Genomic DNA, 17895 nt, shown 5'->3' on the forward strand with positions numbered 1-17895 from the left:
CGGTTGCCGGGCCCAGCGACTTGTGGCCCGTCCGGCAGCCTCTCGCCACTCCCGCGCCGAATCCGGCACCGCCTACTAAAAGGAGTACGAACATGTTGAACAACCCATCCGCCAAATACCGTCCTTTCCCCGCCGTCGACCTGATTGACCGCCAGTGGCCCGGCAAGACCATCACCCGTCCGCCGATCTGGATGAGCACCGACCTGCGCGACGGTAACCAGGCGCTGATCGAGCCGATGAGCATCGACAAGAAGCTGCGCTTCTTCGACATGCTCGTGAAAGTCGGCATCAAGGAAATCGAAGTCGGCTTTCCGTCCGCGTCGCAGACCGACTTCGATTTCGTGCGCATGCTGGTCGAGGGAAACCGGATCCCCGACGACGTCACCATCATCGTCCTGACCCAGGCGCGCGACGAACTCATTCGCCGCACCGTGGACTCGGCAGTCGGCGCGAAGCGCGCCATCGTGCACGTCTACAATTCGGTCGCGCCCGTGTTTCGCCGCGTCGTCTTCGGCATGAGCGAGGACGAAATCGTCGACATCGCCGTGAACGGCACCCGCCTGATCAAGTCGCTGGTGGCGCAACACCCGCAGACGCAATGGGGCCTGGAATATTCCCCGGAGTCGTTCTCGACCACGGAGCTCGATTTTTCCAAGCGCATCGTCGACGCGGTGAGCGCCGAATGGCAGCCGACGCCTGAGAACCCGATGATCGTGAATTTACCGTCGACTGTCGAAGCGAGCACGCCGAACATCTACGCCGACCAGATCGAATGGATGTGCCGTCACCTCGAACGGCGCGAGTCGCTCGTCATCAGCGTCCACCCGCACAACGACCGCGGCACGGCCGTGGCGGCGGCGGAGCTCGCCGTGCTGGCCGGCGCCGACCGCGTCGAGGGCTGCCTGTTCGGCAACGGCGAGCGCACCGGTAATGTCGACCTCGTGACGCTGGCGCTGAACCTGTACACGCAAGGCGTGCATCCGGGCCTGGATTTGTCGGACATCGACAGCGTGCGCCAGCTGGTCGAGGACTGCAACGCCCTCCCCGTGCACCCGCGCCATCCCTACGCTGGCGACCTGGTGTTTACCGCTTTCTCCGGCTCGCACCAGGATGCGATCAAGAAGGGTTTCGCGCGCCAGAAGCCGGACGCCATCTGGGAAGTGCCCTATTTGCCGATCGACCCGGCCGACCTCGGGCGCAGCTACGACGCGGTGATCCGCGTAAACAGCCAGTCCGGCAAGGGCGGCATGGCGTATTTGCTGGAGCAGGAATACGGCCTCGAGCTGCCGCGGCGCTTGCAGATTGAATTCTCGCGCGTGGTGCAGCAGCTGGCCGACAGCAGCGGGCGCGAAATCGCGGCCAGCGACATCCACGCCCTGTTCGAGCGCGAATACCTGGAGCAGGACAAGCCGTATCGCTATGCATCGCACCGCATGACGGAAAACACCGCCGCCAGCGAACCTGTGCAGGTCGAGGTGACGGCCTTCGAGAACGGGATGCAGCGCGTGCTGCCAGGCGCCGGCAACGGTCCGATCGACGCCTTCGTGAATGCGCTCGGGATCGACATCCGCCTGATGGATTACCACGAGCACGCAATCGGCTCCGGTGCGAATGCGCGCGCCGCCTGCTATGTGGAACTGCGCGTGGGGAATGGGCCGACCTTGTTCGGCGCCGGCATCGACAGCAATATCGTCACGGCCTCGTTCAAGGCGGTGCTGTCGGCGGTGAACCGGCATGCAGCGAGCGCGGTCGACATCGCGCCGCCACTTGCTGCCTGAACCCACACGGTGACCAGATGCGAAAAATTGCCATTCTCTTGCTCGCCTCTGCACCCCTGGCCGCCAGCGCCGCCGACCTCGCCAATGGCCAGCGCCTGTTCGCCTCGCGCTGCGGCTCCTGCCATAGCGTGGGGCCATCGGCGCGCGCCGGCTTCGGGCCGCACCTGAATGCCGTGTTCGGCCGGCGCGCCGGCGGCACATCCGACTTCCGCTATTCTGCGGCGATGGTCAAGTCGAACATCGTCTGGAACGACAGGACGCTGACCGCCTTCATCGACGCCCCGGACGATCTTGTCCCCGGAACCAAGATGCGCTTCTGGGGCATGAGCAACGGCAAGCAGGTGACCGACCTGCTTGCCTACCTGCGCAGCATTCCTCAGGCCGCGCCGCGCTGAGCAGCCTTACTGTTCGTTTGCCGCGCCGAATGCATAGGACGCCATCGGCACCTTCATCACCTGGTCGATGAACAGCGCGCGTCCCCTGTCCTCGCCGGCAGCACCGGCCACTACCATCAGCGGCACCAGATGGTCTTCGCGCGGATGGGCCTGACGCGCGGCGGGGCCCTGTTCCCAATCGACCAGCATGGCGTTGCGCACGCTCGCGCTGTCCTGGCTGATGGCGCCGTTCAGCCAGCGCTCGAAGGCTTCGGCCACCGCGGTCGACTCGTCGCGTCCGAAGCCGCGCATGTTATGGTAAGTCAGGCCGCTGCCGATGATCAGCACCCCTTCATCGCGTAGCGGCGCCAATGCCGCGCCGAGACGCAGGTGCTCGGCCGGGTCGTAGTTCGATTTCATCGACAGCATGACGACCGGGATGTCCGCGTCCGGATACATCAGGTAGAGGGGCACGAATACGCCGTGATCGAAGCCGCGTTGCGCGTCCTGCGCCACTTTCACACCCGCACCTGCGAGCAGGTCGCACACCCGTAAAGCCAGGTCGGGCGAACCCGGCGCCGGATAGCTGATGTGGTAGGTGTGCTCGGGGAAACCGGAATAATCGTATTCCATGGGCGGGCGCGCCGAGCTCGAGACGGTGAACTCGCTCGCTTCCCAATGTCCGGATACGACCAGGATCGCCTTCGGCTTTACCGGCAGCCGGTTCGGCAGCGCGGCGAATTCACGCGCCGTGCGGGCATACATGCCGCGCATCTGCTCGATCCAGGGCCAGGGGCCGCCGCCATGGGAAATGAAATAAACCGGAAGTCTGGATGGGCTCATGCTGCCTCCTTGATGCGTCCACATCCTAACTCTTTTTCCAGTGCAGCGCCTGCCGCGATTGCTTGCGCTCCGCCGCCTTCTCGCAGCGCCGCTTCTGCTCCTGTGTCTCCGGTACCAGCGCCGGCACCGCCTGCGGTTTGCGGTTCGCATCCACCGCGACCATCGTGAAATAGCAGCTGTTCGCATGGCGCTCGGTGCGCTGCTGGATGTTTTCGGTCATGACGCGGATCCCGATTTCCATCGAGCTGGTGCCGGTGTAGTTGACCGACGCCAGGAAGGTCACCAGTTCGCCGACGTGGATCGGCTGCAGGAACATCACCTGGTCGACCGACAGCGTCACGACGTACGCGCCGGAGTAGCGGCTGGCGCAGGCGTAGGCCACGCTGTCGAGGAATTTCAATATGGTGCCGCCGTGGACATTGCCGGAAAAATTGGCCATGTCGGGGGTCATCAGGACCGTCATCGTCAATTCGTGGGCGGGTCTTCCCTGCTGGTCGTTCATCTCGGCCCCTGTGATCAAAGTAGCGCGACTGCGCTGCCGACGCATTGTACGACGCTTCCCGCATCTTGATTTTCAAGGCGGCGATGTTGGCGCCAGCCCCTCACCCCAGCGTGAACACACCGTCGGCCGCCGGCACCCCGGCGCAGAACAGCACATACCGGTTCGCTTCGGCGCCATGCGTCAGCACAGCCGCCTGGCCGAGCGGCACTGGCGCCGTGAAGCGTACCGAGATCGACGCGACCGGCCGCCCCGCCATCTTCTCGAGCGCCGCGCAGGCCTTGCCTAGCGAATGCATGCCGTGGATGATAGGCGCAGGCAGGCCCATCAGACGCGCACTCCAGGGCGCCAGGTGGATCGGGTTCCAGTCGCCCGAGATGCGCGCATAGTCGCGCCCGCTCGACGGCCCCAGGGTCCAGCTGTCGATGACGGCGCCCTGCTGTACACGGAGCCGCTCGCCGCGTGCCTTGCCCGAGCGCGCGCCGCGCACGGCGAGATAGCTGCTGGTGCAGGTGAAGATGGGTTCGCCGTTCGCGCTTCCCACGGTCTCCAGGGCGCAGTAGACGGCGCCCGAGGCGGTGGGCGGCAGGACGTCGATACGCGTGGCGAGCATCACCGGCGCGTCCAGCGGCGCCTGCGCGTGCGCCGTCAGTTCGTTCTCGACATGGACAATGCCGGCCAGCCGGTACGGAAAGTCATCCGACAGGAGCGTCGCCATATGCGCGCGCTGCACCGGCAAATACCAGTACGGGAGCGGCACCGCGCCGGGCGTGAAGCCGAGTGCGCGGCAGTAGCTGGCGACGTGGGCCTGGTCGAGCCCCGGCAGCGTGAATACGGAGGTCAGCGGCGCGGGTGTGCCTGCCGGCAGCGGACGGGCACGCTTGGAAAGCACGCGCAGCACCAGGCCGGGGCCCATGCGCGGAAGCTGCGGCACGGGGCCGGCATCGTTCGAAACAAGCACTTTTTCTCCCTGAATGCTGTGATTGATCGATAATACCGCCTGACGACGCACTACCGCACTGTCGCGCCCTGCAGATTTACGGAGACTGTATGAACAAAGTTGGTCCATCGACCCTGTCGATCCAGAAAAGCCTGATGCCCCTTCCACCGCTTGAGCGTTCGGCGCTGCTCGACAATCCCGGCTTCGGCCGCGCGTTCAGCGACCACATGGTCACGATCCGCTACACCGAAGGCCGCGGCTGGCACGACGGCAAAGTCGAGGCGCGCGGCATGCTCCCGCTCGACCCGTCGACCATGGTGCTGCACTACGCCCAGGAAATCTTCGAAGGCCTGAAGGCCTATCCGCAGCCGGACGGCGGCGCTGCCCTGTTCCGCCCGGACGCCAACGCGCGCCGCTTCAAGAATTCGGCCATGCGCCTGGCCATGGCGCCGCTGCCGGACGAACTGTTCCTGGAAGCCGTGCACGCCATCGTCAGCGAAGACCGCGACTGGATCCCGCGCGCGGAAGGCGCGGCGCTCTACCTGCGCCCGTTCATGATCGCCACCGAAGTCGCGCTCGGCGTGCGTCCGGCCGCCGAATACCTGTTCTGCATCTTCGCTTCCCCTGCCGGTAACTACTTCAAGGGCGGCGCCGCCGGCATCACGCTGTGGGTGTCCGAGACCTACATCCGCGCAGCGCCCGGCGGCACGGGCGACGCCAAGTGCGGCGGCAACTACGCCGGCAGCCTGGCCGCGCAAGCCGAAGCGACGCGCGAAGGCTGCGACCAGGTCGTGTTCCTGGACGCTGTGGAGCGCAAATGGGTCGAGGAACTGGGCGGCATGAACATCTTCTTCGTGTTCGAAGACGGCTCGATCCAGACCCCGCCGCTGACCGGCACCATCCTGCCGGGCATCACGCGCGATTCGCTGATCGTGCTGGCGCGCGATCATGGCATCACCGTGCGTGAAGAGCCGTATTCGATCGAGCAGTGGAAGGCGGACGCAGCGAGCGGCCGCCTGAGCGAAGCCTTCGCTTGCGGCACGGCAGCAGTCGTCACCCCGATCGGCAAGGTCAAGGGCAAGGGCTTCGAGGAGCAAATCGGCACCGGCGAGGCAGGCCCCGTCACCACGCGCCTGAAAACCGCCCTGCTCGACATCCAGAACGGCCGCGCCGAAGACAAGCACGGCTGGATTCACCGCGTGTTCTAAGCAGGCACGATATGTGGGCGCGGCCTGCCGCGTCCACAGCAACTTTCCTCGGCGGCACAGACAAATGTTTCATAAACACAACAAATGTCGGTTGCACGTTGCATTGGGGCAATTGCCTCTTTATCAGTCAATCCACGGCACACGCAAGCCTGCGTCGTCCCGAACGATTCCCTCCATAACGACATGAAAAAATTTGCACTCGCATTCGCGCTTACCGTCGCCTCGCTCGCCGCCGCGCAGGCACAAACCTTTGTCCAGGTTCCGGACGCCGCAAGCAAGCCGCTGCGCTATGTGGCTGGCGCCGGCATTACCTACGGCGGCGAAAAGATCGTCACGGTCAACTACGAGGACGGCGACACGATCGACATCGACGGCGGCGGCAGCATCGCTTTCCTCGCGGGCCTCGACTACCGCGTCAACCCGCAGTTCTCGGTGCAGGGCACGGTCGGCTACCACGTCGACAACGCCAGTGGCAGCAATGGCGACGTGCGCTTCGAGCGCGTGCCCTTCGAACTGCTCGGCTACTACCATGTGAACGACAAGGTGCGCGTCGGCGGCGGCCTGCGCTACGTCACGGGCACCGCCCTGCGCTCGAGCGGCGCCGCCGAAGACATCGGCGACTACAAATTCAAGGACAGCACCAGCCCGGTCGCCGAAATCGAATACCTGTATTCGCCACAGCTCGGCTTCAAGCTGCGCTACGTGAACGACAAGTTCGAGGAAAAGCGCTTCGGCGCCGAGGTCAAGGGCGACCACGTCGGCGTGCTGATGAACTTCTACTTCTGAAGCGCACAGTAAACAGCAAAAGACCACGAGCGATCGTGGTCTTTTTTTTTACTTGTACAGCACGCCCGGCAGCCACAATCCGATCGCAGGGAAGGTGTACAGCAGGATGATCCCCAGCACCTGGATTCCCATGAACGGCAGCATGCCCATGAAAATCTGGTTCAGGGTCACGTGCGGCGGCGAGACGCCCTTCAGATAGAACGCCGACATCGCCACCGGCGGCGACAGGAAGGCCGTTTGCAGGTTCATGGCCACCAGCAGGCCGAAGAACAGCGGGTCGATGTTGAAGTGGGCCAGCAGCGGCACGAAGATCGGCATGAAGATCACGATGATCTCGGTCCACTCGAGCGGCCAGCCGAGCAGGAAAATAATCACTTGCGCCAGTAGCATGAACTGCACCGGCGTCAGGTTCATCCCGAGCACCCATGCGTTGATGATTTCCTGGCCGCCCAGCAGGGCGAACGCGGCCGAGAAAATGCTGGAGCCGACGAACAGCCAGCACACCATCGCCGTCGTCTTGGTGGCCAGGTGGGCCGACTCGCGCAGCAGGTTGAAATTGAAGCGACGGTAGGCGATCGCCAGCAGCAGGCCGCCGAACGCGCCCATCGCCGCCGCCTCGGTCGGTGTCGCCAGGCCGAGCACGATGCTGCCGAGGACCGCCAGGATCATGAACGCCAGCGGAAACAGGGACCCGAGCAGCATCTTGAAAATCTCGAGGCGCGCGAAGCTGAAGAAGACGTAAAAGAGCACCAGCACGACGGCGCCCACGGCCAGCGCGATCCAGAAATTCCTGGACGCCGGTTTGGCGACGGGGTCCGCAGCCGCCGCGGGTGCGGCGCTCGCCTGGGTCGGCGCCACGACCGGCGCTGCCGGCGCCGCCGGTTCCGCCACGGCGCCCTCGACTGCAGGCTCGGCGAGGCCGCCCTCGGTGGGCGGCTCGGCCAGGCCCCCTTCGGCTGGCGGCTCGGCCAGTCCGCCGGCGTCGCCGCTGCCCGCGAAGGTGTCGACATCTTCCTGGGCGCCCATTTCGACCAGCTCAGTGCGGGCCGCTTCCGGCGCCGTCACCATCTTGTAGCTGATGCCCATGACGGCCACGAATGCGAGCGCAGGCAGGGAGGCGACGAACAGGTTCGCCAGCAGCGTGCGGCTCGGCACGTTGGCCGCGCGCGGGCCCTTGATCGCTTTCACCAGGCCGGACACCGCCCCCTTGTGATAGGCGTTCGGAATGGCGTCCGTAAACGCGGGCAGCGCGACGATGCGCTCGCTTGCCGGCAGCGGCGGCGCGGCAGACGGTTTGATCTTCGCGACCAGCAGCACATAGCCTATATACAGGCCGGCCAGCATGATCCCCGGGAACAGCGCACCCGCGTACAGCTTGACCACCGAGACACCGGCCGTCGCGCCATACACGATCAGCAGCACCGAGGGCGGAATCAGGATGCCCAGGCAACCGCCCGCCGTGATGCAACCGGCCGACAGCTGGGTGCTGTAGCCGGCTTTCAGCATGGCAGGCAGCGCCAGCAGGCCCATCAGTGTGACGACCGCGCCGACGATGCCGGTGGCGGTGGCGAAAATCGCGCAGGTCACGATGGTCGCCACGGCCAGCGATCCGGGCACGCGCGCCATGGCGATGTGCAGGCTCTTGAACAGGCGTTCGATCAGGTTGGCGCGCTCGACCAGGTAGCCCATGAAGATGAACAGCGGGATCGAGATCAGGACATCGTTGGCCATGACCGAGTAGGCGCGCTGCACCATCAGGTCGAGCGTGAGACCGACCGCCTGGTCGGGGTCGGTGCTGTGGAAGGCGAACCAGGCGAACATCATGCCCATGCCCATCAACGTGAAGGCGGTCGGGAAGCCGAGCATGATGGCGACCACCACCAGCGCGAGCATCAGGAGGCCAAGGTGGCCGTTGGTCATGTCGGCGGGCGCCGGCATGAGCGCGAACAGGGTGACGACGATCGCCAGCAGGATCGAGAGCCCGAACCAGATTTCCTTTCTCATTTTGCAGGCCTTTCATCAACGTGCACCATCGCCTTGAGCTTGTCGACGTCGACTTCCTCGACATCGGGTTCGCGCGCGGGCCATTCGCCATTACGCAGGCACACGACGCAGCGCACGATCTCCACAAAGCCCTGCAGCAGGAGCAGGATGCCGGCAAACGGAATGACCATCTTGAAGGGATACAGCGGCGGGCCGTTGGCAGTCAGCGTCGAATGTTCGCGGATGGCGAACGACTCGGCGGCGTAGGTATAGCCGGCCCAGCACAAGGCGACCACGCCGGGGACGAAGAAGACGATGTAGAGCAGCAGGTCGAGACCGGCCTGCAGGCGCGGCGGAAAGAAGCTGTACAGCACATCGCCGCGCACGTGGCCGTTTTTCGCCAGCGTATAGGCGCCGGCCATCATGAAGGCGGCGCCGTACATCATGATCATCAGGTCGAAGGCCCAGGGATTCGGGGTATTGAGGACATAACGCGCAAATACTTCCCAGGTGATGAGGAAGGTCAGCGCCACGATCAGCCACGAAAAGGCCTGGCCGACCAAGGTGCTGACCCGGTCGACAAAAAATAATACGTTCTGCATGAAACGGCTCCCGGTCGCAAGAAATTGCCACCCCGGGGCACCGGGGCGGCATACATGACTGCTGCGGATAAACGCCTACGCCTTCTTTGGCGCCGCCGCCTTGCGGCCGAAGTAGTGGTTGTAGGCCATGCGGCGAGGGTTGTTGGTATCCATGTCCCACTTCATCGCCCGTTCGGCAAACGCGCGCATGGATGCCTCGACCTTCTTGAACAGCGGATTGTTGGCCCCTTTCGCGGCCACCACCTTGTCCCAGACCGCCAGCTGCTCCTGCAGCACGGCGTCGGGCGTCTTGTAGAACTTGACGTTGTCCTTGGCCTGCATGTCGCGATAGTCCTTCGAGTAGCGGTCGACGGCTTTCCAGGCCATGTCGGACGACGCCGCCTCGACCGCGTTTTCGATGATCGATTTCATCTTGGCCGGGAGCGCGTTGTACTTGGTCTTGTTGAAGGTGATCTCGAAGGTCTCGGAGCTCTGGTGGAAGCTTTGCAGCATGCAGATCTTCGACACGTCGGGAAAGCCGAGCAGGCGGTCGGAACTGGCGTTGTTGAATTCGGCGCCGTCGAGCAGGCCGCGGTCCATCGCCGGCACGATCTCGCCGCCGGGCAGTGCGTTGACCGCAGCGCCCATGGCCGTGAACAGGTCGATCGCCAGGCCGTTGGTACGGAACTTCATGCCCTTCAGGTCTGCGGTCTTGCTGATCGGTTTCTTGAACCAGCCCAGTGGCTGGGTCGGCATCGGTCCGGTCAGGAAGGAGACGACGTTGGCGCCGATCCCGTTATACAGTTCGGCCAGCAGTTCCTTGCCCCCGCCGTATTTGTGCCAGGCGAGGACCATGTTGGCGTCCATGCCGTAGGCCGGGCCCGAGGTCCAGAGCGCGATGGCGCTCTGCTTGCCGTAGTTGTAGCCCATGACGCCGTGGCCGCCGTCGAGCGTGCCTTTCGAGACGGCATCGAGCAGGCCGAAGGCAGGCACGACGGCGCCGGCCGGCAGCACCTCGATCTTCAGCTCGCCGCCGGTCATGTCGTTGACCTTCTTGGCGAAGTCCAGCGCGTACTCGTGGAAGATGTCCTTGCTTGGCCAGGTACTCTGGAAGCGCATCTGCTTCGGTGTCTGGGCAGTGGCGATCATCGGCAAGGCCAGTGTGGTGCCGGCGGCGGCGGTGCCGAGGAACTTCCTGCGGTTTGCTACGGATTGCTGCGACTCCTTGTCATCCTTCTTCATGCTTATGTCTCCTGTCTGGATTTTTATAAAACGGACTGAATCGATACACACGTTCTGGCTTCAAGCGAACACCCCAGCTAAAAGCCGGCACATCAATTCGCAGGATGGCCCTGTTTCCTTACGGATTTCTTACACCGGGCTTACGAAGGAAATTGTCGCTTAAAATCCGTGTCACCGCCATCGAAACCGATCCGCATGCTCAAACTCAGCCTGGACGCCCTGCTCACCGTCGACACCATTGCCCGCCGCGGCTCGTTCGCCGCCGCCGCGAAAGAGCTGTTCCGGGTGCCCTCGACGATTTCGTACACCGTCGCGAAGCTCGAGGAAGACCTGGGCGTGCAGTTGTTCGAGCGCTTCGGCCCGCGCGTCGAACTGACGAGCGCGGGCGCCGAACTGCTCAGGGAAGGACGTTATCTGTTGAAAGCCGCGGCCGACCTCGAGCGCCGCGTGCGCCGCGTCGCCTCCGGCTGGGAGACCGAATTCACGCTTGCCATCGACTCGATGCTCTCGCCCTGCGCGCTAATCGAGGACATCGCCGCGTTTTATGACGTGGCCGACCAGACGCGCCTGCGCCTGCTGAAGGAAGAATTGTCCGGGACCTGGGAAGCACTGCTCGAACGGCGCGCCGACCTGCTGGTGGGCGCGGCCGGCAGCGGGCCATCGGGAGGCGGCTACACGGCCGAGCCGATCGGATCGATGTCCTTCGTGTTCGTGGTGGCGCCCGGACATGCGCTGGCAAGCATCGCGCGTGCGCTCTCGAAAGCGGACCTCGCCGCGCACCGCGCCGTGTCGGTAGCCGATTCGGCGCGCCAGTTGCAGGCACGCACCGTCGGCCTGCTGTTCGGCCAGGACACGCTGTCGGCGCCGGACATGCAGACCAAGTACCATTTCCAGCGCGCGGGACTGGGCTTCGGCTTCCTGCCCGCGTCCTGGGTGGTCGATGACGTCGCGCAGGGCCGCTTCGTCGTCAAGGAAGTCGAGGAACCGAAGCCTGACGAGACGCTGTATCTCGCCTGGCGCACCGGAGAAGAAGGCGCGGCGCTCGGCTGGTGGCGCGAGCGGCTGCGTGGGGGCGCGGCCATTGCGCGCATGGCGCTGTCGCGCTAGCGCCGGCGCGCAACGCAACTTTCGTACCGGTTGAAATCCCAGCGCCTCCGGCTGCTTACTGCGGCAAATCGAACAGCAGCACTTCCGCGTCAACAGCACCATCCAGACGCACCGCCGCCTCGTCGTCGACGCGCACCGCATCGCCCGCTTTGACCGCCACGCCATTCACGTTCAGCGCGCCGCGCGCCACGTGGACATAGCCGATACGTCCCTGCTGCAGCGGGAAGCTGACAGCATCGCTCCCACCCAGCACGGCCGCATAAATCGACGCATCCTGGCGCATCGACACCGACCCTTCCCGTCCATCCGGCGAGGCCACCAGGCGCAGGCGCCCGGTTTTCGAGGCCACGTCGAAGTGCTTCTCTTCGTAACCGCCTGGCGCCCCAATTTCGTTCGGCTGGATCCAGATCTGCAGGAAGTGCACGGGATCGGTGCGCGAATGATTGAATTCGCTGTGCACCACACCGGCGCCGGCGCTCATGCGCTGGACGTCGCCGTAGCGCAGCACCGAACCGTTGCCCATGCTGTCCTTGTGTTCCAGTGCGCCGTCCAACACATACGAGATGATTTCCATGTCGCGGTGGCCGTGCGAGTCAAAGCCGCGGCCGGCGGACACGCGGTCCTCGTTGATGACGCGCAGCGGGCCGACGCCCATGTGGGCCGGGTCCTGGTAGTGACCGAACGAAAAGGTGTGTTTCGAATCGAGCCAACCGAAATTGGCGACGCCGCGCTCTTCGCTTTTACGGACTTTCAACATGATGCGTTCCTTTTTTGATCGGCCGTTCGAACGATTCGAATATCAGCTTCGGTCGGGTTCCTGCTTGCTTTCCCCCGTTTCCAAGCGTGGCCGCTGTGTGCATGGATTGGATTATGCGCGCCCACTCCGCCGACAAAAAGCGAGTAGTTTGCAGATCTATCATCGAAATTTTCGAACTTCACCTGATCGCCTGCGCTCAGGCGAAGCGCGCGAGTTCTTCCTCGGTGAAACCGGCGCGCCGGCGCGCCTCCAGGTTGAAAGGCCCCTTCAGCACCGGTGCCCGGTACTGAACGGCGAGGTCGTCGTAGGTGGCGCGCAGCGGCAGGCCGCGCGCTTCGCACAGGAAGCCGTACCAGCGGTTGCCGATCTCGACATGCCCGACTTCGTCGCGCAGGATGATGTCGAGGATGGCGGCGGCTGCCGCGTCGCCGGCCTGGGCGATCTTTGCGCGCAGCGGCGGAATCGCATCGAGCCCGCGCGCTTCGAGCGTGCGCGGCACCAGGGCCATGCGCGCCAGCACGTCGCCCTTCGTGTTCTCGACCATTTCCCACAGGCTGTCGTGGGCGCTGAAATCGCCGTAGGCATAGCCCAGCGTCTGCAGGTGATCCGCAAGCAGCGTGAAGTGGTGGGCCTCTTCTTTCGATACTTGCAGCCAGTCGGCGTAATAGGCGTCGGGCATGCCGGGGAAGCGCCACAGCGCGTCCAGTGCCAGGTTCACCGCATTGAATTCGATGTGGGCAAGCGCATGGACCAGCATGGCTCGGCCTTCCAGCGTGGCCATCGAGCGGCGCCCAACCTGGCGCGGCGGGACCAGTTCGGGACGCGCCGGGCGGCCCGGGATGGCGCCGGTTTCCTCGAGCACGGCTGCGCCGTCGAGCGTGACCGTGCCAGCGGCGGACGCACGCGCCAGCGCGGCGACGGCGCAGGCCTTTGCAGCCGGATCGGCCTCGATCAGGCAGCGCAGCGCCTGGGTCCGCAGTTCGAGCGCGTGGGACATCGTGATTCTTCCTGCAGCCAAAGGCGGCAGTGTAGCAAATCCGCTCGAGCGCCGTGCATTCCCCTGGCACCGCTCGGTCATGCGGGTAAACAAGGCCGCAAGGCTGGGGTCGACCTGACCCCAGTTGTGCATTTGTGCGGGGAAGCGCGCCTGCTAAGTACTTGACCGGGAATAAATGTGAATTTTGGCAAACAGGACCGGATGCGGTGCAAGGCGGCGAGTGCGCCGCAGTGCGAGCACTGCAAGCACGAGGCAACGCAGCAACGCGCCGGTTCTGGCAGCCAAAAAGACATTTATTTCTGGGCGAGTACTTAGACTGTCTGCTTGCCAACCCGGTTTCCGCCCCCACCTGCCTGCGATGAACGACCGCGCTCCCGCACCGCTGCTGCACCACGACTTCCACCCCGCCGTGGCAAGCTGGTTCGCGGCCAGCTTTCCGCGCGCGACCGAAGCGCAGCTGCGCGCATGGCCGCTGATCCAGGCAGGCCGCCCGACCCTGGTCGCCGCCCCGACCGGCTCCGGCAAGACGCTCACCGCCTTCCTCGCCGCGATCGATGAACTGGTGCGCGAGAGCGAAAACGGCCCCCTGCCGGACGCGACCCAGGTGCTCTACGTGTCGCCATTAAAAGCGCTGTCGAACGACATCCGGGTCAACCTGCAGGGCCCGCTCGAGGGAATCGGCGCCCAACTGGCGGCCATGGGCGCAAGAGCGCATGGCATCCGCACCGCCGTGCGCACCGGCGACACCACGCCGGCCGAGCGCAACGCCATGAAAAAGCGTGCGCCGCACATCCTCGTGTCGACGCCCGAATCGCTGTACGTCCTGCTCGGCTCGACCAGCGGGCGCGCGATGTTGGCTACCGTGCGTACCGTGATCGTCGACGAGATCCATGCCGTCGCCGGCAGCAAGCGCGGCAGCCACCTGGCGCTCAGCCTGGAGCGCCTCGACGCCCTGTGCGGACGCCGCACGGTGCGCATCGGCCTGTCGGCCACGCAAAAGCCCTTGTCGCTGGTCGCCGATTTCCTGGTCGGGCGCGCCGGCGGCGATTGCGCCGTAGTCGACGTAGGCCACATCCGCGCGCGCGACCTGGCGCTCGAACTGCCGCCGGTGCCCTTGGAGGCGGTGTTGCCGAACGAAGTCTGGGAACGCGTCTACGACCGCATGATGGAGCTCGTGGTGCTGCACAAAACCACGCTCATTTTCGTCAACACGCGGCGCATGGCCGAACGCGTCGCGCGCCACCTGGGCGAGCGTGTGGGCAGCGAACACGTAGCCGCCCACCATGGCAGCCTGGCCAAGGAGTATCGGCTGGAAGCCGAGCAGCGCTTAAAACGCGGCGACCTGCAGGTGCTGGTGGCCACCGCCTCGCTCGAACTGGGGATCGACATCGGCGACGTCGATCTGGTCTGCCAGGTCGGCTCACCCCGGAATATCGCGGCCTTTCTGCAGCGCGTCGGGCGCTCGGGTCACCAGGTCGGCGGCACGCCCAAAGGCCGGCTGTTTCCGACCTCGCGCGACGACCTGGTCGAATGCACGGCGCTTCTCGACTGCGTGCGGCGCGGCGAACTCGATCTGCTGCGCATCCCACGCGCGCCGCTCGACGTGCTGGCGCAGCAGATCGTGGCCGAAGTGGCTTGCCAGGAATGGAGCGAGGACGCGCTTTTTACGCTCGTGCGCGCCGCCGCGCCGTATGCACAGCTCGAGCGCAGCCGGTACGACGCGATCCTGCGCATGCTGGCCGAGGGCTACACCACCCGCAACGGCGTGCGCGGCGCCTATATCCACCGCGATGCGGCAACCGGGTCGCTGCGCGGACGGCGCGGCGGCAAGCTCGCGGCCGTCACCTCGGGCGGCACCATTCCCGAGAACGCCGACTACACGGTGCTGCTCGAGCCGCAAGGGCATTCCGTCGGCACGGTGAACGAGGATTTTGCCGTCGAGAGCCTGGCCGGCGACGTCTTCCAGCTCGGGAATACCTCATACCGCATCATGAAGGTCGAAGCAGGCAAGGTGCGGGTCGAAGACGCCGGCGGCGCCGCGCCGAACATCCCTTTCTGGCATGGCGAAGCGCCGGGGCGCAGCGACGAGCTGTCGATGGGCGTGGCGCGCCTGCGCGCGGAAATCGAGGCGCAACTCACACGCAGTTCAGGCCAGGCGGCGCTCGATCTCGCCGTCGACTGGCTGCTCGAGCATCTTGGCTTGCACGAAGACGCCGCGCGCCAGATCGTCGACTACCTGGCCCGTTCGCGCGCGGCGCTGGGCGCCCTGCCGACCCACGACACCCTGGTGATGGAACGCTTCTTCGACGAATCGGGCGGCATGCAGCTGGTGCTGCACACGCCTTTCGGCAGCCGCATCAACCGCGCCTGGGGCCTGGCGCTTCGAAAACGGTTCTGCCGCACTTTCAACTTCGAGCTGCAGGCCGCCGCCACCGAAGACGCGATCATCCTCTCGCTCTCGACCAGTCACAGCTTCCCGCTCGACGAGGTCTGGCGCTACCTGAAGTCCGCCACCGCCGAACCGATCCTGGTCCAGGCCCTGCTGGACGCGCCGCTGTTCAACGTGCGCTGGCGCTGGAACGCGACCACGGCCCTGGCCCTGCCGCGCTTTGCCGGCGGGCGCAAGGTCGCGCCCCAGCTGCAGCGCATGAAGAGCGACGACCTGCTGGCCTCGATCTTCCCGGACGGCGTGGCCTGCCTCGAGAACATCGTCGGCGAACGCGAACTGCCGGATCACCCGCTCATCCAACAGACGATGGACGATTGCCTGCACGAGGCGATGGATAGCGATGGCTGGCTGGCCCTGCTGCGCCGGATCGAGACCGGCGCCGTGCAGTTGGTAGCGCGCGACCTGCCCGCCCCCTCGCCGCTGGCGGCGGAAATCCTCAATGCCCGCCCATACGCTTTCCTCGACGACGCGCCGCTGGAAGAACGCCGCACCCAGGCCGTGATCAACCGGCGCTGGAGCGACCCCGCAAGCACCGACGACATGGGCGCGCTCGACATCGATGCGATCGCCGGCGTGGCCGAGGAAGCCTGGCCCGCCGCCCGCAACGGCGACGAGGTGCAGGAAGCACTGGTCGCGCTGGCACTGGTGACGGTGGAGGAAGCGCGGGCGCGCGAAGGCTGGCCGCGCTGGCTGGAAGAGCTGGCCGAAGCCGGGCGCGCGGCGCGCGTGCGCGGCGACGGCCTGCAGGCCTGGGTCGCCCTCGAGCGGCTCGACTGCGTGCTGGCTGCCTATCCGGCTGCGGTCGCGACGCCTGATTTGACCATCCCCGACAGCCACCGCGGCAACGACGGCGAGGCCTGGACCCGCGACGACGCACTGGTCGAGATCATGCGCGCGCGCCTGACCGGCTTCGGCCCGCAGCCGTTATCGAGCATCGCAGGAACGATCGCTTTGACCGAGTCCACGGCGGCGATCGCCCTCGGCGCGCTCGAGGCGCAGGGTTATGTCATGCGCGGGCGCTTCACGCCGGGTGCGCTCCAGGAAGAATGGTGCGAACGCCACCTGCTGGCGCGCATCCACCGCTACACCATCAAGCGCCTGCGGCGCGAGATCGAGCCGGTCGAGATCCGTGACTTCATGCGTTTCCTGTTCGACTGGCAGCACCTGACCGAGGATACCGGCTGGCAGGGCCAGGAGGCGCTGCCGCTCCTGCTGAACCTGCTCGAGGGCTACGAGGCCGCCGCCGGCGCCTGGGAAGCGGACCTGCTGGCCCTGCGCATGCGCGACTACTCGATGCTCTGGCTCGACGACCTGTGCCGCGCCGGCAAACGCGTCTGGACGCGGATCGGCGCGCCGCGCGCCGCCGCCGGCGGTCCGGTGCGCGGCACGCCGATCGTGCTGCTGCCGCGCAGGCAGGTGGCGCTCTGGCATGCGCTGCCGCTGCCCGCGGGTCCACCCGAGATGTCGCCGCGCGCGGCCAAGGTACTCGAGATGCTGCGCCGCGATGGCGCCATGTTCTTCGACGAACTGCAGTTCGATGCGCGCATGATGCCGGTCGAACTGGAGACGGCGCTGGGCGAACTGGTGGCCACGGGCCTGGTGAACGCCGACAGTTTCGGCGGCCTGCGCGCGATGCTGCTGCCGGCAAGCAAACGCGCCAGCAATGACAAGAAGCGCCGCCGCGGCGCCGGCCCGACAATGGAGGAAGCGGGCCGCTGGGCAGTGGTGCGGCGCGCCGAACCGGTGGCCGAATTGGCGGCTACCCCACCACGCCGGCGCAAGCTCGATCCCGAGACGCTCGATCATGTCGCCATGACGCTGCTGCGCCGCTACGGCGTCATGTTCTGGCGCCTGCTCGAACGCGAGGCGGCCTGGATGCCGTCCTGGCGCGAGCTGCTGCCGGTGTACCACCGGTTGGAGGCGCGCGGCGAGATCCGCGGCGGACGTTTCATCGCCGGCTTCTCGGGCGAGCAGTTCGCGCTGCCGGAAGCGATTCCGCTCTTGCGCGAGGTGCGCCGGCGCCCGCCCGATGGCGCGCTGGTGTGCATCTCGGGCGTCGACCCGCTGAATGTATGCGGCACCCTGCTGCCGGGCGACAAGGTGCCGGCACTCGGCGCGAACCGCATCCTGTTCCGCGACGGGATTCCGGTGGCGACCGTCGTCGCGGGCAAGATCGCCTACCTGCTTGACCCCGGTGCCGACCGTGAACTGCTGCGTGCGCGCCTGGTCGGGCCTTACTGACGAATCGGCCGCTGCGCCTCAGCGATGCGCCCGGCTTGCCGCAAGTCGGATAGGATAAGGGCCAATCCGTCTTGCATCGACCCGACGTCCATTCCTCTCTCGCCGTCCGA

Annotated in this window: 14 protein-coding genes; 6 read left to right on the plus strand and 8 right to left on the minus strand. The window is 65.9% G+C overall.

Translation table 11 applies throughout. The annotated features are described in order from the left end of the window. Nucleotides 1–92 precede the first annotated feature (92 nt). Together leuA and ACHAC9_RS02265 are read left to right on the plus strand one after the other, a co-directional pair. The gene (gene leuA / locus ACHAC9_RS02260) at nt 93–1778 is read left to right on the plus strand and encodes a 2-isopropylmalate synthase (RefSeq protein ID WP_435756716.1); all 1686 of its coding nucleotides are present in this window, start codon (nt 93–95) and stop codon (nt 1776–1778) included. A gap of 17 nt (nt 1779–1795) precedes the next feature. Further along, nucleotides 1796–2173: a c-type cytochrome gene (locus ACHAC9_RS02265; RefSeq protein ID WP_435756718.1), complete on the plus strand. Its 378-nt coding sequence runs from the start codon at nt 1796–1798 to the stop codon at nt 2171–2173. Between the two features lie 6 nt (nt 2174–2179). Here the strand turns inward: ACHAC9_RS02265 and ACHAC9_RS02270 are convergent, their stop codons facing one another. The 3 genes from ACHAC9_RS02270 to ACHAC9_RS02280 form a co-directional block, all read right to left on the minus strand. Further along, on the minus strand, nt 2180–2995 hold the full coding sequence (locus tag ACHAC9_RS02270; RefSeq protein WP_435756720.1) for a DODA-type extradiol aromatic ring-opening family dioxygenase: 816 nt from the start codon (nt 2993–2995) through the stop codon (nt 2180–2182). Between the two features lie 25 nt (nt 2996–3020). Further along, nucleotides 3021–3497 carry an acyl-CoA thioesterase gene (locus ACHAC9_RS02275; RefSeq protein ID WP_435756722.1) on the minus strand — a complete coding sequence of 159 codons (477 nt, stop codon included), beginning with the start codon at nt 3495–3497 and terminating at the stop codon, nt 3021–3023. Between the two features lie 100 nt (nt 3498–3597). Beyond that, nucleotides 3598–4455, minus strand: a complete 858-nt coding sequence (locus ACHAC9_RS02280) for a MaoC/PaaZ C-terminal domain-containing protein (protein WP_435756724.1) — start codon at nt 4453–4455, stop codon at nt 3598–3600. An 89-nt stretch (nt 4456–4544) separates the two neighbouring features. Here ACHAC9_RS02280 and ACHAC9_RS02285 point away from each other — a divergent pair, with 89 nt between their 5' ends. Beyond that, complete coding sequence (locus ACHAC9_RS02285) at nt 4545–5642, plus strand: branched-chain amino acid aminotransferase (protein WP_435756726.1); 1098 nt, start codon at nt 4545–4547, stop codon at nt 5640–5642. A gap of 183 nt (nt 5643–5825) precedes the next feature. Next, nucleotides 5826–6428, plus strand: a complete 603-nt coding sequence (locus ACHAC9_RS02290; RefSeq protein ID WP_435756728.1) for an outer membrane beta-barrel protein — start codon at nt 5826–5828, stop codon at nt 6426–6428. Between the two features lie 48 nt (nt 6429–6476). On the opposite strand, the gene ACHAC9_RS02295 is transcribed toward ACHAC9_RS02290, so the two are convergent. From ACHAC9_RS02295 to ACHAC9_RS02305, 3 genes are all read right to left on the minus strand, one after another. Then, nucleotides 6477–8432, minus strand: a complete 1956-nt coding sequence (locus ACHAC9_RS02295) for a TRAP transporter large permease (RefSeq protein ID WP_435756730.1) — start codon at nt 8430–8432, stop codon at nt 6477–6479. Further along, nucleotides 8429–9013 carry a TRAP transporter small permease subunit gene (locus ACHAC9_RS02300; RefSeq protein ID WP_435756732.1) on the minus strand — a complete coding sequence of 195 codons (585 nt, stop codon included), beginning with the start codon at nt 9011–9013 and terminating at the stop codon, nt 8429–8431. Before ACHAC9_RS02300 ends, ACHAC9_RS02295 begins: the two co-directional genes overlap by 4 nt. 75 nt (nt 9014–9088) lie before the next feature. Then, complete coding sequence (locus ACHAC9_RS02305; RefSeq protein ID WP_435756734.1) at nt 9089–10234, minus strand: TRAP transporter substrate-binding protein; 1146 nt, start codon at nt 10232–10234, stop codon at nt 9089–9091. 195 nt (nt 10235–10429) lie between these two features. Here ACHAC9_RS02305 and ACHAC9_RS02310 point away from each other — a divergent pair, with 195 nt between their 5' ends. After that, complete coding sequence (locus tag ACHAC9_RS02310) at nt 10430–11341, plus strand: LysR substrate-binding domain-containing protein (protein WP_435756736.1); 912 nt, start codon at nt 10430–10432, stop codon at nt 11339–11341. A 55-nt stretch (nt 11342–11396) separates the two neighbouring features. On the opposite strand, the gene ACHAC9_RS02315 is transcribed toward ACHAC9_RS02310, so the two are convergent. Together ACHAC9_RS02315 and ACHAC9_RS02320 are read right to left on the minus strand one after the other, a co-directional pair. Further along, complete coding sequence (locus ACHAC9_RS02315) at nt 11397–12098, minus strand: pirin family protein (RefSeq protein WP_435756738.1); 702 nt, start codon at nt 12096–12098, stop codon at nt 11397–11399. 196 nt (nt 12099–12294) lie between these two features. Next, nucleotides 12295–13095 carry a ferritin-like domain-containing protein gene (locus ACHAC9_RS02320; protein WP_435756740.1) on the minus strand — a complete coding sequence of 267 codons (801 nt, stop codon included), beginning with the start codon at nt 13093–13095 and terminating at the stop codon, nt 12295–12297. A gap of 358 nt (nt 13096–13453) precedes the next feature. Between ACHAC9_RS02320 and ACHAC9_RS02325 the strand changes: the two genes are divergently transcribed. After that, on the plus strand, nt 13454–17785 hold the full coding sequence (locus tag ACHAC9_RS02325) for a DEAD/DEAH box helicase (protein WP_435756742.1): 4332 nt from the start codon (nt 13454–13456) through the stop codon (nt 17783–17785). Nucleotides 17786–17895 lie beyond the last annotated feature (110 nt).

The organism is Massilia sp. CMS3.1 (assembly GCF_051262535.1).
In the GTDB taxonomy this organism is placed as follows: domain Bacteria; phylum Pseudomonadota; class Gammaproteobacteria; order Burkholderiales; family Burkholderiaceae_D; genus Telluria.